Raw genomic sequence first — 15,717 nt, forward strand, 5'->3', positions numbered from 1 at the left:
CATGAAAGCCACCAACAATTATCTGTTACCTGCCTCCTCTGCCGAGCCTGGACGCGCTATTCCCACCGATTTGTTGATTGGCGATCGCTGGCGCGCTGGCGCCGAAGGTCAGCGCATCGAAGTCATCAACCCCTCGACCGGCGAAGCGCTTGCTTCGGTCGCCGACGCGACGGCTGGAGACGGCATCGAATCGATCGAAGCCGCATCCCGAGCCGCCTCCGCATGGGCCGCGACGCCACCGAGAAAGCGCGCTGAGTTGCTGCGCTCGTGCTTCGAACGGATGGTGGCCAATAGCGAATGGCTGGCGCAGTTGATCTCGCTCGAAAATGGCAAAGCGCTGGCGGATGCCAAGGGTGAAGTGCTCTACGCCGCCGAATTCTTCCGTTGGTATGCCGAGGAAGCCGTGCGGCTCGAAGGCGAGATCAGCACTGCGCCTGGTGGCGCCAACCGAATCGTGGTGATGTATCAGCCCATTGGCATCTCTCTGCTGATCACGCCCTGGAATTTCCCAGCTGCAATGGCCACGCGCAAGATCGCTCCGGCGCTCGCGGCAGGCTGCACGTGCATTCTCAAGCCCGCGGAAGAAACGCCGCTCACCGCTTACGCCGTCGCACAGATCATGCTGGAAGCCGGCATTCCGCCGGGCGTCGTCAATGTGATCACCACGAGTCAACCGGCGGCAGTGGTGAAAGCCATGCTCCACGAGGGCAGGATTCGCAAACTTTCGTTCACCGGCTCCACCGAAGTGGGCCGTCTCCTGTTGCGTGAAGCGGCCGACACCGTCGTCAACTGCTCGATGGAACTGGGCGGCAACGCGCCGTTCCTCGTGCTGGACGATGCCAACATCGCGGATGCGATCGCAGGGGCCATGATCGCTAAAATGCGCAACGGCGGCGAGGCCTGCACCGCGGCCAATCGTTTCTATATCCAGCGCGGCGTCTACGAGGAGTTCACGAAGCAACTGGTCGCAAAAATGGGCGCAGTGAAACTCGGCGATGGTTGTTCTACAGAGACTGGATGTGGCGCACTCATCAATCAGGCAGCAGTTGCCAAGATCGAATCGTTGGTCGCAGATGCTGTGAGACGAGGCGCGCGTGTGTTGTTGGGCGGCGCTGCGCCGTCACGGCCGGGCTTCTTTTATCCGCCAACCGTATTGAGTGATGTCGCTCGAGACTCCGAGATCCTCAAACAGGAGATCTTCGGTCCCGTCGCCGTGCTGCTGCCGTTCGATTCGATCGACGAGGCGATCGCGCTTGCGAATGACACCGAGTACGGTTTGGTCGCGTATATCTACACCGGAGATCTGAAAACCGGACTGCGCGTCGCCGAGCGCCTCGAGAGCGGCATGATCGCGCTCAATCGCGGATTGGTATCGGACGCCGCGGCTCCCTTCGGCGGCGTAAAACAGAGTGGCCTGGGACGCGAGGGCTCACATCATGGCATTCGCGAATTCACCGAAGCGAAATACATTGCCGTCGATTGGTAGTTGGACGTTGCGAGTTGGCGGCCGGACGAGGCCGCCGGCTCAGCGATCTACCGGCCGCTCCATTCCGGCACGCCCTTGTTCTTCGCCATGAAGTTCTGCACGCCGCGCTTGAAATCTTCGCTGCCGTAGACCTGCTCGATGAGGTCATCGACGTTCGGCAGATTGGCCGAGCTCAGCCGACGGATCATTTCCTTGCTGGCACGTGTCGTGAGCGGCGCGTTCGACGCCGCACGCTGACAAAGGGCCTCCACCGCGGCGTCCAGATCGGCAGCTTCGATGAGGTTGTACAGCACGCCCCTGCTCATCATTTCTTGCGCCGGGATCACCTCTCCGAGCAAGAGCATTCGCTTGGCCATGGTGACGCCAATCGCGCCGGCAATCCGGGCGCAACTGCTCATCGACAGACAGTTGCCGATGGTCCGCCCCAAGGGCGATGCAAAGCGCGCTTCGGGGGTGGCAACGCGAATATCGGCGGCGCTGAAAATATTCAGCCCGCCTCCTACCGCCCAGCCTTCGATGATGGCGATGGTGGTCACCGGTAACGCGTCGACCGCGGCCATGCACTCGTCGATGTGCCGTTCGTAGGCAATGCCGTCGCGGCCCGAGGTGAATCCGACGAAGCCGCTGATATCCGTACCGGAGATGAAGGCCTTGCCGCCCACGCCGCGAAAAGTCACGACGCGAACACTCGAATCCTCTGCAATCTGCCTGCAAGTATCACGCAGGTCGCACCACATCTGATGCGTCAATGCATTGTGCGCGGTGGGATTGTCGAAGGAGATCTGCGCAACGGCGCCGTGCTTATTGTAGACCAGCCTGCCTGCACTCATTGCGTGACTGCCTTTTTCCCAGACGACTGTAGCAAGCCTTTGTCGCGCAACTCGCGACGAATCTCATCGCCATGCTGATCGAGCAACGGCGGCGCATGACGCACCCGTTGCGGCGTGCCTCGCATCTTGACCGGAAAGCCCAGCGCTCGGAACGAACCCTCGACCGGATGCGAAATATCCATGACCATCTCGCGCGCCGCCACGTGGTCGCTCGCCAGCGCCTGTTCGTAGTTGTAGATCGGACCGGCTGGCACACCGGCCGCCAGCAATGCCTCCACCCATTCGTGGACCGTGCGTCGTGCCAATGTCGGTCGCAACTCATCGATGAGCTCCATACGATTCGTCACCCGCAGAGCGTTGGTGATGAAGCGTGGATCCGAATTCAGCTCCGAGCGCTGCACGACCTCGAGGAACGTGAGCCACAGTTTCTGATTGGCCGCACCGATGACGAAATATCCATCGGCAGCGCGCACCGCTTGATATGGCGCCGACATGCGATTCGCGCTGCCGATCGGTTGCGGTGATTTTCCCGTGCCCCACAGCTCGGTGGTCTCCCACACCGACAACCCCAGCGCAGCCTCGAGCAACGACGCGTCGATGAACTGACCCCGACCGGACTTTTCTCTGCCCATGAGCGCGCTCAGAATGCCATAGGTAGCAAACAAGCCTGCCCCCAGGTCTGCAACGGGAATACCGTTCTTGACCGGCTCGCCTCCGGGCAAGCCGGTGGCGCTCAATGCGCCGGACATGGCCTGAGCGATCAGATCGAACCCCGGACGTTGCGCCCAAGGACCTGTCTGACCAAACCCGGAAATGCTCGCGTACACCAGTCTCGGATTCATTTCCGACAACGTTTCGTAGCCCATACCGAGACGCGCAGCGACGCCCGGGCGCGCATTTTCCACGAGCACGTCAGCGGTTTTGACGAGCGCATACAGCACGTCGCGATCGGCGGGATTCTTCAAGTCGAGCGCGATACTGCGCTTGTTTCTATTGAGCGCGAGAAAGCCAGGACTGTCCTCGCCTTTGAGTCGAAACCCCATCGAGTGTCGCGTCGAATCGCCGACCTGGGGCGGCTCGATCTTGATGACGTCCGCCCCCATGTCACCCAACAGCATGCAGCAGAACGGCCCCGCCATCACCTGCGTGATATCCAACACGCGGATGCCCGCCAGCGGCAAACCCGCACTCTCATTCTGATTCGATGTGTCCACGCTCGTTCTCATTTATCGACGCAATGCTATCAAGATGCCGCGTCGGATCGACCAGCGGCCAGGCGACGGCGCCGAGGGCTGCGAGCGCCGCCGCGACGAAGAAGGCGGATGTCCAGCCAAGCTCGGCGGCGATCCACGGAGTGAGCGATGCCGTGATAGCGCCGCCCACCTGACATCCCATGTTCATCACGCCCGATACCACGCCAGCATGCGGACCGGCAAAGTCCGCAGTCACGGACCAGTAGGCGCTTTGTGCAAGATAGATGGCGCCAGCGCCCCCGGCCAGAATGAGAGTAGCCACACCGGCACTCTCGGCCATCGAACCTAGCACCAGGAATATCGCAGTCAACAGCAAGCCCACGACCGGCAGCCCGCAGCGTCCCCATCGCAATCCGTGACGCTTCACGACAGCATCATTGATCACGCCGCCGAGCAGACAACAAACAGTCATGGCGATGAACGGCAACATGGTATAGAGCGCGCTGGTCTTCAGATTCAAACCACGTGCTTCCGCGAGATAGATAAAGAACCAGCTGAAAAAAATCCACACCACGTAACCGAACGTGAAATAGCTGATCGTGAGTGCCCACACGTCTCGATTGGCGAACAGGCGCCGCCAGGGGATCGGCGGTCGGGTCGCAGGCATGGAAGCATCGTTGCCTGCTCGAATCTGCTCGCGTTCCACATCTGACACCTGCGGATGCTCATCGGGCCTATCCCGAGCCGCGACGTACCAGAGGAGTCCGACGAGACAGCCGACGAGCGCACAGAACCAGAAAGACGCGCGCCAGCCGTGCGACTCGACGATAGCGTTCAAAATTGGCGGTGTCAGGCCCGCGCCGGCGCCAACACCGGCAAATATCCAACCATTGGCCTTACCGCGCTCGTTCACGGGAATCCAGCGAGCCACGAATTGATTGGCGGCGGGATAGATGACCGACTCGCCGACTCCCAAGCCGAATCGCACCAGAATCAGCGCAATCAAAGCGTGACTTGCCGTGGGTGAAACGATCGCAGTGAGCCCCGTGAATACGCCCCACCAAAGAACGCCGAGAGTGAGGATGTTTCTCGGCCCGAGCCGCACCGCCAGCCATCCCGCGGGAATCTGAAATCCCGCGTATCCAATCAGGAATGCACTGAACACCCAGCCCAGCTGAACCTTGCTCAGCCCGTACTCCTGCGCAAGCGCCACGCCGGCAATGGAAATGTTGGTCCGGTCCAGAAAGGCGACCGTGCTCAGAAGAAACAGCACAAACACTAATGCGTGGCGCACCGGGACCACGGTTGGCCAGGTCAATTGTCGGACTTTTATTGCCGTGGCTTTCATATCGTATATGCTATCGGATATGGTATGGGACAACAACGCCGCAAACTGAGATTTGCGGCCGAGGGGGGAGCGCGTGACCAGCCGGGCCTTCATTGCATTGCTGCTCGTGTCCTCCGCGACTTTCGCGGCGGACACGCCGCGGCCATCGACCAGCAGCCCGCTGGAGCGACAGATCGCACACACCGATCCGGCGACCTTTCGCTCGATGACTGGCGTGCACGGGGGCGCCGGCTCGATGGAGTTCGGCGTGCTCCTTGGCAGCGACGCGCTCTCCACCAACCTCATTTTCTTGCATCGAGGTGTCATCCAGCCACGCAGCGGCATCGGTCAGCACTTTCACAACTACTGCGAAGAAATGTTCCTGATTCTCGATGGCGAGGCGGAGTTCACGATCGATGGACGCACCTCTCTTATTAAAGGCCCCGCTGGCGCCCCCAATCGACAAGGCCACTCGCACGCGATCTACAATCCCACCGACCGCCCGCTGCAGTGGCTGAATATCAACGTCGGCACGTCGAAAACCTACGATGCCTTCGACCTTGGCGATGCCCGCCTCGGCGCCCAGCTCGACCCGGTGCCGCAGTTCATTTCCATGCGGCTCGATCGCGATCTGCTGAAGCCCGTCGATGCGATGAACGGCGGCAAAGGCCGCGTGCACTATCGACGCGCGCTCGAGCCCAGCGTGTTCTTCACCGCCTGGTCTTACGTCGATCACCTCGTGCTACCGCCGGGCACGAGCGTTGGGCCTCAGAGCCTCGCGGATATGAGCGAGATGTACTACGTGATCGCCGGCACAGGCATCGTCAACGTAGATGCTGAGCGCGCCAGCATTCGCGGCGGCGACGCGATAGCGATCGATGTTGGCCACTCCAAGGACTTCCGCAACGACAGCGACGTTCCGCTGGAGCTCCTGATCGTAGGCGTCGCGCGCGACATGGCGGCCAAGACCGCCCTACTCCATCAGCCCCGTCCTCCTCGGAATCGATAATGAAGCGAACGTTCGTCATCGCCGCGCTTGGTGCCCTGGTCACCGCCTGTGCCAACACGCCCGTCTCGGTCGACTGGCCGACCTACCACCGCGATGCCGGCGGCACGCGCTTCTCGCCCCTGGATCAGATCACGCCGGCCAATGTTTCCAAGTTGCAGATCGCCTGGACTTATCACATGAAGCCGCCCAGCGCGACGCCGCTGCCGCCCTCGAGCGATGGCGGCGATGAAATGCCAATGCGTCGCAGCCGCTTTATTCCCTCGGAGGCGACGCCACTGGTCGCGAACGGTCGAATGTTTTTATCGACGCCGTACGGACGCGTCGTGGCGCTGGATCCGGAAAGTGGCCACGAGCTTTGGGTATACGAGTTGCCCAATCACGATCAGCCCTCGATGCGCGGGGTCGAATATTGGCCGGGCAGCGCCGACTTGGAGCCCGCGATTTTCTTCGGAACTCGCAGCGGCAAGCTCATCAAACTGTCGGCGGCGACCGGCAAGCCCATCGCGGCGTTCGGTCAAGACGGGCTCCTCGACATGAGAACCGCTGAGGTCATGAATGGCGTGCCGCGCGCGGCATTGGGCATGAGCTCGCCGCCGCTCACTTATAAAAACCTCGTGATCACGGGATCGCGCGTACAAGAAACACCATCGCTGGGCGCTTCAGGCGACGTGCGCGCTTGGGATGCCCGCACCGGTCAGCTCGTATGGACGTTTCACACGGTGCCTCGTCCTGGTGAGTTCGGTCACGACACCTGGGAAGGCGACAGCTGGAAAAATCGCTCGGGCGTCAACGTATGGACCTCGCTCGTGCTCGATGCGGAGCGCGGGATCGTGTACCTGCCCATCGGTGCGCCGGCCTTCGACCGCTGGGGTGGCGATCGCAAAGGCTCCAATCTGTTCAGCAACTCCATCGTCGCCGTCGAGGCCGCCACCGGCAAATATCTCTGGCACTTTCAGACCGTGCACCACGATATCTGGGATCTCGATCTGCCCGCCGCCACGCTCGTGGACGTGAAGAAGAATGGCAAGACGATTCCCGCCGTCGCTGTCATGAACAAAACCGCGATGCTGTTTCTGCTCGACCGCGTCACCGGCAAGCCTCTGTACGACGTCAAAGAAGTGCCCGTGCCGATGGAAACAGATATACCCGGAGAGGCACCCTGGCCTACGCAGCCGATGCCCGTTGCTCCGCCGCCGCTCGCGCGCCTGGAATTCAAAATGTCCGATCTCGCCGATCTCACCCCGGAGCATCGGGCGTCCTGCGAACAATTGATCCGCGAGAAAAACATTGTCGAGAGCCGCGCCTTTCAACCATTGCGCGGCGACTCCGCCGTTGCGAGCTTTCCCGGCAGTCTCGGTGGCATCGATTGGGGCGGCGGCGCGTTCGATTCACGCCTCGGCTACTTCATCGTGAACATCAACGAGTTGGCCAGCCCGCAGCAGCTTGCCAAACGACCCGACGGTTCGTGGGGCTTGAAAGACGGCTATGTGTACTTCTGGGATCCGCAGACCCGCCTGCCCTGCCAGCAGCCGCCGTGGGGCAGCCTCGTGGCAGTGGATGTGAACACAGGAAACATTGCGTGGCGCTCGACTCTGGGGGTCAGCGACAACCTGCCCGAACATTTGCGGAACACCGGTCGCATCAGCGCCGGCGGACCGATCCTCACCGCCAGCGGCCTGACGTTCATCGGCGGCACGGACGACAATCGAATTCGCGCCTTCGAGACGCGCACCGGCGCCGAGCTTTGGAGTTTCAAGCTGCCGGCATCGATCTATGGCACACCGATGACCTATCAGAGCAAGAGCGGCAAGCAGTTTGTCGCGGCCGTGAACACCGGTGGCTTCGCCGGCAGCCCGATCGAGAGCGATACGGTCACTGCGTTCGCACTCCCATGAGCGAAGGCCACCCATGCTTCTGAAAATTACGATTCTCGCATCGATCCTGGCCAGCATGCCGCTGCGGGCTGAGCAAGCGCCGGGCGAGCCGCCCGCCGGACCGGGGCTCGAGCTCATTCAGCGCAGCTGTATCAGCTGCCACGACATTTACATGATCACGACCAAGCGCAAGACGCCGCAGCAGTGGGCGGAGGTCATGGATCTGATGTCAGCCCGCGGCGCCGAAGTGACGCCGGAAGAGATGCAGATCATCGAAAAATATCTGTCGCAGAATTTCCCGGCACCGAAGCATTGATCGAGGACCCCCATGAACAGACGACATTGGCTCAAAACACTCGCAGGGCTCGCCGCTGGCGGCGCCGCAGCGGCCAGCTCGATCGCCCGAGCTGCAAACGCCGCAACCGAGCCGAAGCAGCCCATCGTTCTTTATTGCGATCTCGCCGTCGATCCCGCGCGCGAACAGGAAATGCTCGACGCCTATCACAATCATTTCAAGCCCATCGCTCAGAAACATCGCGGCTACGTCGATTTGAAGATGCTCAAGCTCCGTAAAGTCATCCAGGGCGGCCCTGCGCCCGCCAGAACCGTCAACTATCGTTTTCAACTGACTTACGAGAGCGAAGATCTGCGCCAGCAATGGATTGCGTCCGCGGATCACGCCAAGTACTGGCCGATGATCGAGAACACCGTCGCCGATAAAGGCTATCTGGTGCTACTCACTGACGCCGTTTGAAGCGAGACACCCATGAATGTGATTCGTTACACGGGGCTGGCGTTATGGAGCGCGATTGCAAGCATCGCCGTGCAAGGCGCGGCCGGCGCCGATACGGCGGCACCTGCTCGCATCGAGCGCATGGATGCGGCACTCGATGCCATCATCGCACCGGGAACAACGATCGAGCGTGTCGCAACCGGGTTCAAGTTCACCGAAGGTCCGATGTGGCGCGAGGGTCGGCTGTGGTTCTCCGATCTGCGTGACAACAAAGTCTACGCCGTGAATCGCAGCGGCAAAGTCGAGCTGCTGATCGAGCACGCGGGCGGTCTCGATCCATTTCCGGCCGACTCTTACCTCGGCTCGAATGCCATGGCCACCGATAAAGACGGCTCGGTGTTACTGATCCAGCAAGGTGGGCGCAAGATCGTTCGACTCGATGCGCAACTCAACCCCACTGCGCTGCTGGATCGTTACCAGGGCAAGAAACTCAACAGCCCGAACGACCTGGTGTTTGCTCCGGACGGCTCGCTGTGGTTCACCGATCCGCCGTTCGGTCTCTCCCGCATGGACAAAGATCCCGCCAAAGAGCTGTCGTTCAACGCTGTCTATCGCTATGCCAATGGCAGGCTCGAGGCGATGATCAAGGATCTCCCTCTGCCGAATGGCCTCGCCTTCTCCCCCGATGGCAAGACGCTGTATGTCGCGAACTTCGGCCCCGAGCGATTCGTCAACGCATACGACGTGGGAACCGACGGCGCCGTCAGCAATGCTCGCGCCCTCATCGAATACACTTCTGACGAGCGACGGCCCGGCGGACCTGACGGTCTCAAAGTCGACAGCGCCGGAAACGTGTGGACGACCGGTCCTGGCGGCATTCGCATCATCACGCCGCGTGGCAAAGTGCTCGGACAGTTGCTGTTGCCGGAAGTGGCTGCGAACCTGGCATTCGCCGAGCAAGGCAAGGTGGCTTACATCACCGCCACATCGAGCATCTACAAGCTTGCCCTGCGCACGTCTGGCTCGATGCCGTTGTATCAACGCTGAAGATTCGAACGCGGAGACGCCATGAGAATGTTCGACCGGTCCGTCCTCCAGAAACTTTCGTACCTGGTGGCCGGCTCTTTGATATGGGCGAGCGCCGCGATAGCCCAGCAATCTTCGGCCCCGCAGCGGCCGCAGCTCGTGACCGCGTGGTCGGCAAAGCCAGAGCAGCCCGCCGCATGGTCGGCGCCCAACAAGCCGCACTGGAAACTCTCTGAAGTGCTCGCGAAACATTCCGGTCAGCGCAGCTGGCAAGAAGACATCGTCAGCGACCGGGATTTCGTCGCGCGCTACATCAGCCTGGCGCCCGGCGAGAAGACCAGGCGGCACTTCTTCGCCGACGACCGGGTCTTCTGGGTCGTTCAGTCGGGCCGCATGCGCGTGAGCATCGATGGCCAGGAGCCCTTCGTCGCGACTCGAGGCTTCCTGGTGCAGGTCCCCTATCGAGTTGCATACAGCCTGGAAACAGAGGGCTCGGAGCCTTCGGTGCGCTTCGAGGTAACCGGGGCGCAAGCCGTGCCGCTGTATCCGATCGATGAAACGCCAGTACCGCTGGATGGCAAGAAATATATGAAAGCGACCTACACCGGTCACGGCGCTTATGACCAAACCAACAAGCCCTACCTCGATTTCTTGAAGGATGTTGTCAATGGAAACGGACGCGGCGGCCCGTTCGTGAAAGACGACAAAACCTTCGCCAACATGATCCGCGGACCCGGCCAGCCACCGCCGCCAGCCAGCAACCTGGGTCATTTTCACATTGGTTATTCCGAGTTCTGGCTGATCCTGGAAGGCAAGATCGACTATCTGATCGAAGGCGTTCCTTTCTTCAGCGCAGAGCCGGGAGACGTCGTGTACGCGCCGCAAGGCCGCTGGCATCGCGCGAGCTTCGGCGGCAGCGGAACTGCGACTCGCCTCGCCATCAACCCGCGTCCAGATGGAATGCACAACTTCCAGCCACCGGAGAACGAATGATCCCAGCGCTTCGCGCAGATTCGCGCAAGTTATTTCAGGAGCGCTAATTTTCGTGCGAGAACCTTCGCGAGATGACCGCAGACCTCGTTTTGATAAGTGCAAGCGTTTTCATATTTGCGATATAGTTTGTTGGCCACGTCGCTGAGTTGGACACTCCCATGCACAGCCCCAGAAAGATTCAGAGAGCCGAGCTCGAGTGGGCCGCCCCGCTGTCGGATATCACTGGCTCGATGCACGCGGCCACGCCGGCTTCGTCGGTTCACAGAAGGATCGCCGGTGAGCTCGGCTCATCCATTCTGTGCGGCCAACGAGCCGTCGGTTCTCTACTGCCGAAAGAGATGGATGCCACCGTCGATTTCGGCGTGTCGCGTACCGCGTACCGGGAAGCAGTTCGCATGCTGGTCGCCAAGGGATTGGTGGAGAGTCGGCCACACCTCGGCACGCACGTGACCGATCGACGCCGCTGGCAGATCCTCGATCCCGATGTATTGCGGTGGGCCTTCCATAGCGGCCCGAGCCTGAGCTTCATCCAGGAATTGTTCGAGCTGCGCGGCATCCTCGAACCTCATGCCGCCGAACTTGCCGCGCGCCGCCGGACGGCGGAGCAACTTACTGCGATGGGTTACGCTCTGGAGGAGATGGCGCGTCACGGCCTCGCATCGGCCGAGGGGCGAGCGGCGGATGAACGATTTCATGAAGCGCTGCTGGTTGCGACCGGCAACCAGGCATTGATGACACTCTCAGCATCGATCTGCGCCGCCATCCACTGGACGACCTATTTCAAATACCAATCGCACGAGCCGCCTCGAGATGCGATTCCCGATCATAGAAAGCTCTACGCCGCCATCGTCGATAAGGATGCCGAGCGGGCTGTCCGCGCTGCCAAAGAGCTCATTCAATTTGCGCTCGCAGACACCCGCGCGTCGATTCTTGGCGCCAGAGAGGTCAGCGACCGCCGAACGACACCTTCAGGCCGGCATAGTAGAACCGGCCGACCGGGCTCACCGGATAGATGATCGCGTAATCCGGACGTTCGTCCGTCAAGTTGTTCACGCCCGCGTAGACGCGATAGCCGCTGGAGAAATCGTACGATGCCGAGAGATCGTGCGTTTCTCGTGCGTCGTAGTAGATGTTCGAGCGTGAGGCCTGATCGGGATTGCCGGCCAGAGTGAGCAGCGAATAGCGCGTGGTCTTGCTGAAGTAGTTGTAACCGTAGTTCACGGTCAGGCCGCGATATTCCCATGTCGTATCGAACACGGTCGTCCACTTCGGCGCGTAGGTGCCGCTATCCAGATCCGCGGTAGTGCGCTCATCGATCTGCTCGGCCCCCAGCGTCGGGATGGTGGTCAAGCGATCGAGCCGGCTGCCGATCAATGAGAACGTGAACGTGCCGATATCCGCAGCCATGCCGAGGCGCGCCGGATTGAGCAGATAGTTGATGTTGAAGTCGATGCCGCGAGTTCGGAACGACGCGACGTTCTCCGGCTGCACCACGAACGTCGTGATGGCGCCAGAGCCCGCTGCACGCGTCAGCGAGTCGCAGAAGACGTTATCGATGGTGGGCTGGTCGACGCAGTTGTCAGCGACATCCTGAGCGTCGGCGGTGCTGATCGCTTGTTTGATATTGATGTCGTAATAATCGATCGACAGCGCCAGTCCCTCTGCAAACCGAGGCCGGAACACCGCGCCGAACGTATAGGTGCGCGCTGTTTCCTCGCTCAGGCTCGCATTGCCGGTGGCCACACCGGGGATCGTCGCGGAGTTCGGGTCGATGAATGCTCCCGGGTTGAGCACGCCCAGCGAGGACAGGATGGCGGCGCAGTTAGCGGCGCGATAGCTGGTCCCGTTGGACAGCTGGGAAGCATCGCAAGGATCCTCGATTCCCTCGAAGGTCTGGCTCTGCGGACTGAACAGCTCTGCGATATTGGGCGCACGCACCGACTCGGCGACGGTGCCGCGGAAACTCACATCCCGCACCGGTGCCCACAACAGGCCGGTATTCCAGGTGGTCGTGCTACCGACCGTCGAGTAATCGGACACGCGCACCGCGCCGGAGACCTGCAGCTTCTCGACGAACGGCAGATTGGCCAGCACCGGAATACGAATTTCGGCGAAGGCCTCCTTCACGTCGAAATCGCCGTCGGTCGGCAAAATCACATTGCCGAAGGTCTGCCCCAACCGATCCGCCAGCGGCGGTTCGGAGCGGCTGCCCTCGCGTCGCCACTCCACACCGACCACAGCGTCGATGTCGCCGGCCGGCAAGACGATGCCCGGCACCGGACCGGATAGAAATGCGTTGAAAACATTCTGGGTCAGACGCGACGTTGTCTTGTTGTTGAGCATGACCCAGGCGAGCGCGGCGGGATCGGCTACGCCTTCGCCGAAAATGTTCAAGGGCCGGCAACCGCTGTTGGGCCCGGGAGTGAACGACAACGGCCCGGAAAAATCGAAGCTCTGCCACGGCTGGTACGGCAACGCGCTTGGATCGAGATTGGAACGGCACGTCGCCTGTCCGGTGAGCGGATTCGTCACCACGTCAATCGCCGCGAAGAATCGGTCGTTGTAACGATTGTTGAGAGCGAGCGAATCGATGTCGGACTGACCGTAGGTGTAAGACACTTCATAGCGATAGCGACTCCAGACATCGCCGTTCACGCCCGCGACGAAGCGCATCGTGTCGCGCGTGACCTCTTCACCTCGCACGCCGAGATCGAAGTTATCGCGACTCACCAGCACGCCGTCGGGCGCGGACGGGTCGCCGAAACCATCGGCCGCTGCACCCGAGACGATCTGCGCCGCCACTGCGGCTGGCAGATAGGGGTTATCGGCGCTCTCGAACAAGTAGAAATCGAAAGTCGGCTGGCCGTACGCAGTGGCTTTGCCGTGCACGAACTTCGCTTCACCGAAAAAATTCACCGCGTCGCTGACGTTGAAATGACCGAAGACGCTCGCCACCGTCGTCTTGGCCTCCGGCAGCAGGTCGCCGATGTAATCTGCGAGCGGTGTGCCGCTGCCACCCTGCGAGTAATACGGCGCGACGAAGCGAGGAATCTGGTAGGCGGCGCCGCTGGGTAACGTGTCCGGCACGCCGTCGAAATCAACGTCGATCGCGCCTTGGCGAGCGCTATCGTAAAAGTGCATGTCGTTGAGCGGCACTTCGTCCGGCACGCCCGGATCGTCATCCGGATCGTTCGGATTGCGCCTCATGGTGGTGTAGTTGGCGCCCCGCAAATAGTCTCGCTCGCGCGCCTCGAGGCGGCCGCGGTCCGTGTATTGGATGGAGCCCGCGATGTTGCCCCGGCCATCGGCGAAGTTCAGTCCACCCGTCAAGGTCGCGAGCACATCGTTCGGCCCTCCTCCATCGGCGCCACCGTACTGCACGCGTCCGACCAAACCTTCGAAGTCCTTCTTCATCACGAAGTTGACCACACCCGACACGGCATCCGCGCCGTACACGGCCGAGACGCCACCGGTGACGACGTCCACCCGCTCGATCAAGTCCATCGGAATCGTGTTGATGTCGACAGCGGCCGTTTCCGGCAACTGCGCCACGTGGCGCCGTCCGTCCACCAGCACCAAGGTGCGCTCCTCGCCGAGGTTACGCAGGTTCAACAGGTTCAGGCCGGTACTGCCGATGTAGCCTTGCGAACCGGTGTTGGTCAGATCGTCCTCCGACGACAGCAACGCGGGCAGGGTCCGCAGGAAGTCGGTGAGATTAGTGGTGCCCGAACGTTCGATGGCGGCCGCCGAGATGGCCACCGTCGGCGTCGGCGCATCGAATTCGTTCTGTTTGATTCGCGAACCGGTGACGATGACCTCGGTCACCTCGCCTTCATCCTGGGCATGTACGGCGGAGAGCCCGAACAGGCCCACGCACACCGACATCACTGCAACTCCGCGCTCCATCCCAGCTCGATTTCTCACGAAGACCTCCGGCACGACGTAACCCATCGAAATTTCAGCGGCGCATTCTAGCCGCTGATGCCGGCTCTTTAGTGCATGGCCATTGGTTGCATTTACCTACCGATATAAACCGAGATCGCCTCGGCACGGCTGTGTACCCCCAGCTTTGCGAAGATGCATCGCACACCTCCCTGCGAGTCCAACCATCGCCGCACCATCGTCCCTGAAACTTTGGCTTTCCTCAGACATATCATTCCTTACCGCGCGATAAGGACTGACCCTATTACGAGCGCGCCAAGACGACTATTCTGCTGCGCGATGATCACATCTGGGTGATGACTACCCACGCGGATGAAAGAGCACCGGTCGTGCTACGTGAGTCGCATGCAGACTATCCAGCGTCCGTCGCTCCCGAAGAGTTGGGACTCTCGATTCTTGAGGCGCTTCGTAAGGCGCGGTTGTTATTGGGAGCCGATTCCAGTCGTCGGATGGGATCGGCGGACCGTGAAACCTTTGTGAAAACCACTAACAGAGCCAATCAAGACGGGCGAGATGGTCGCCATCGTCAGATCGAAGCAATTTAGCCTCTCCCCCGTTCGGCAGCTGTCGACGCGCGGCGTCACTCAGTGCACTGAATGTCGTCGCACGGACCCGCGCGTAGCATCGCTCAGCATTGCAGAGCATCCTATCCGTGGGCAATCCAGCCGCGATCTCATCGCCGACCACCCACCCATGGATGAATCCAGAGCTACATCGCCTGCCTGCCTCCGCAAGCTCGTGTGCATAACCTTCCAGCTGATTCATATCCCGTTGCGTCAGACGTGAGCCGCCCCGTTTCAACTCCACCACCGCCACCGCAGGGCGTACGATGAGCGGGCAAGTCGCTGGTGGTGGCAACTCCAGACCAGCAAAGCAATAGGTTGAGCCACCCGGCACCATCACGATGTCTGGCCGTCGTCCCCCGTTCACCCGGGTCTCGTAGGTGCGTCCAAACAAGCGCCTCACCACCGTCTTGATCGTGGCATTCGAGCAGATCTCACTCTTTTCATACTCGGGACCAAACATCCACAGAGATCGAACAACCAGGTCGTGCAGCGTCGACTCGTGAACCCGCGGATTGCAACTCAGCCGGTCAATCAATGCTGCTGTTGCCAGTCGACGACCGATCACACCCAAGACTTGCTGGATTTCCGACAAGGACCAGTGATCCAACACATCGACCAAGGCGTGTCGGTCGGCCAGCGACAATGCGGCCATTTGGCCGCGGTTGAAAGATTTGTTTTTTGTCATGATTAGATACGTCAAGGATTTATGACGACCTCCTGCACGCGGGCGACCTTACC

13 protein-coding genes are annotated in these 15,717 nt (G+C 61.1%); 8 read left to right on the top strand and 5 right to left on the bottom strand.

The window, feature by feature from the left end:
- The first annotated feature begins 1 nt into the window (after position 1).
- Complete coding sequence (locus ACFPN2_RS24780; protein ID WP_380601605.1) at positions 2-1,486, top strand: NAD-dependent succinate-semialdehyde dehydrogenase; 1,485 nt, start codon at positions 2-4, stop codon at positions 1,484-1,486.
- 47 nt (positions 1,487-1,533) lie between these two features.
- On the opposite strand, the gene ACFPN2_RS24785 is transcribed toward ACFPN2_RS24780, so the two are convergent.
- The 3 genes from ACFPN2_RS24785 to ACFPN2_RS24795 are packed head-to-tail and all read right to left on the bottom strand — an operon-like array spanning position 1,534 to position 4,857.
- Positions 1,534-2,316: an enoyl-CoA hydratase gene (locus tag ACFPN2_RS24785; RefSeq protein ID WP_380601607.1), complete on the bottom strand. Its 783-nt coding sequence runs from the start codon at positions 2,314-2,316 to the stop codon at positions 1,534-1,536.
- A complete protein-coding gene (locus tag ACFPN2_RS24790) occupies positions 2,313-3,530 on the bottom strand; it encodes a CaiB/BaiF CoA transferase family protein (protein WP_380601609.1) in 1,218 nt (405 codons plus the stop codon). Before ACFPN2_RS24790 ends, ACFPN2_RS24785 begins: the two co-directional genes overlap by 4 nt.
- Entirely contained in the window at positions 3,508-4,857 is a 1,350-nt protein-coding gene (locus tag ACFPN2_RS24795; protein ID WP_380601611.1) for an MFS transporter, read from the bottom strand. The genes ACFPN2_RS24790 and ACFPN2_RS24795 overlap by 23 nt, the downstream gene beginning before the upstream one ends.
- Positions 4,858-4,930: 73 nt before the next feature.
- On the opposite strand from ACFPN2_RS24795, the gene ACFPN2_RS24800 reads away from it, so the two are divergent.
- The 7 genes from ACFPN2_RS24800 to ACFPN2_RS24830 all read left to right on the top strand — a co-directional run bounded on the left by ACFPN2_RS24800 (position 4,931) and on the right by ACFPN2_RS24830 (position 11,487).
- Positions 4,931-5,845, top strand: coding sequence for a cupin domain-containing protein (locus tag ACFPN2_RS24800; protein ID WP_380601613.1), 915 nt, complete (start codon positions 4,931-4,933; stop codon positions 5,843-5,845).
- The gene (locus ACFPN2_RS24805) at positions 5,845-7,740 is read left to right on the top strand and encodes a pyrroloquinoline quinone-dependent dehydrogenase (RefSeq protein WP_380601615.1); all 1,896 of its coding nucleotides are present in this window, start codon (positions 5,845-5,847) and stop codon (positions 7,738-7,740) included. The genes ACFPN2_RS24800 and ACFPN2_RS24805 overlap by 1 nt, the downstream gene beginning before the upstream one ends.
- Positions 7,741-7,753: 13 nt before the next feature.
- A complete protein-coding gene (locus ACFPN2_RS24810) occupies positions 7,754-8,035 on the top strand; it encodes a hypothetical protein (protein WP_380601617.1) in 282 nt (93 codons plus the stop codon).
- A gap of 12 nt (positions 8,036-8,047) precedes the next feature.
- Positions 8,048-8,473: a hypothetical protein gene (locus ACFPN2_RS24815; protein ID WP_380601619.1), complete on the top strand. Its 426-nt coding sequence runs from the start codon at positions 8,048-8,050 to the stop codon at positions 8,471-8,473.
- A 12-nt stretch (positions 8,474-8,485) separates the two neighbouring features.
- Positions 8,486-9,499, top strand: a complete 1,014-nt coding sequence (locus tag ACFPN2_RS24820) for an SMP-30/gluconolactonase/LRE family protein (protein WP_380601621.1) — start codon at positions 8,486-8,488, stop codon at positions 9,497-9,499.
- A gap of 21 nt (positions 9,500-9,520) precedes the next feature.
- Entirely contained in the window at positions 9,521-10,471 is a 951-nt protein-coding gene (locus ACFPN2_RS24825; RefSeq protein WP_380601623.1) for a cupin domain-containing protein, read from the top strand.
- A 158-nt stretch (positions 10,472-10,629) separates the two neighbouring features.
- The gene (locus ACFPN2_RS24830; protein ID WP_380601625.1) at positions 10,630-11,487 is read left to right on the top strand and encodes a FadR/GntR family transcriptional regulator; all 858 of its coding nucleotides are present in this window, start codon (positions 10,630-10,632) and stop codon (positions 11,485-11,487) included.
- Here the strand turns inward: ACFPN2_RS24830 and ACFPN2_RS24835 are convergent.
- Positions 11,417-14,395 (bottom strand): TonB-dependent receptor plug domain-containing protein, encoded by a 2,979-nt coding sequence (locus ACFPN2_RS24835; RefSeq protein ID WP_380601627.1) that lies wholly within the window; start codon positions 14,393-14,395, stop codon positions 11,417-11,419. The genes ACFPN2_RS24830 and ACFPN2_RS24835 overlap by 71 nt on opposite strands.
- Before the next feature lie 504 nt (positions 14,396-14,899).
- Positions 14,900-15,664, bottom strand: a complete 765-nt coding sequence (locus tag ACFPN2_RS24840) for a hypothetical protein (RefSeq protein ID WP_380601629.1) — start codon at positions 15,662-15,664, stop codon at positions 14,900-14,902.
- Positions 15,665-15,717: the final 53 nt, after the last annotated feature.

The sequence above is a fragment of the Steroidobacter flavus genome, from assembly GCF_042651805.1.
In the GTDB taxonomy this organism is placed as follows: Bacteria; Pseudomonadota; Gammaproteobacteria; order Steroidobacterales; family Steroidobacteraceae; genus Steroidobacter; species Steroidobacter flavus.

Bases quoted from the DNA above. Each gene is read 5' to 3' on its own strand.
- ACFPN2_RS24830 (WP_380601625.1), top strand. From the start codon at position 10,630: ATGCACAGCCCCAGAAAGATTCAGAGAGCCGAGCTCGAGTGGGCCGCC.
- ACFPN2_RS24805 (WP_380601615.1), top strand. From the start codon at position 5,845: ATGAAGCGAACGTTCGTCATCGCCGCGCTTGGTGCCCTGGTCACCGCC.
- ACFPN2_RS24780 (WP_380601605.1), top strand. From the start codon at position 2: ATGAAAGCCACCAACAATTATCTGTTACCTGCCTCCTCTGCCGAGCCT.
- ACFPN2_RS24820 (WP_380601621.1), top strand. From the start codon at position 8,486: ATGAATGTGATTCGTTACACGGGGCTGGCGTTATGGAGCGCGATTGCA.
- ACFPN2_RS24810 (WP_380601617.1), top strand. From the start codon at position 7,754: ATGCTTCTGAAAATTACGATTCTCGCATCGATCCTGGCCAGCATGCCG.
- ACFPN2_RS24795 (WP_380601611.1), bottom strand. From the start codon at position 4,857: ATGAAAGCCACGGCAATAAAAGTCCGACAATTGACCTGGCCAACCGTG.
- ACFPN2_RS24815 (WP_380601619.1), top strand. From the start codon at position 8,048: ATGAACAGACGACATTGGCTCAAAACACTCGCAGGGCTCGCCGCTGGC.
- ACFPN2_RS24785 (WP_380601607.1), bottom strand. From the start codon at position 2,316: ATGAGTGCAGGCAGGCTGGTCTACAATAAGCACGGCGCCGTTGCGCAG.
- ACFPN2_RS24825 (WP_380601623.1), top strand. From the start codon at position 9,521: ATGAGAATGTTCGACCGGTCCGTCCTCCAGAAACTTTCGTACCTGGTG.
- ACFPN2_RS24840 (WP_380601629.1), bottom strand. From the start codon at position 15,664: ATGACAAAAAACAAATCTTTCAACCGCGGCCAAATGGCCGCATTGTCG.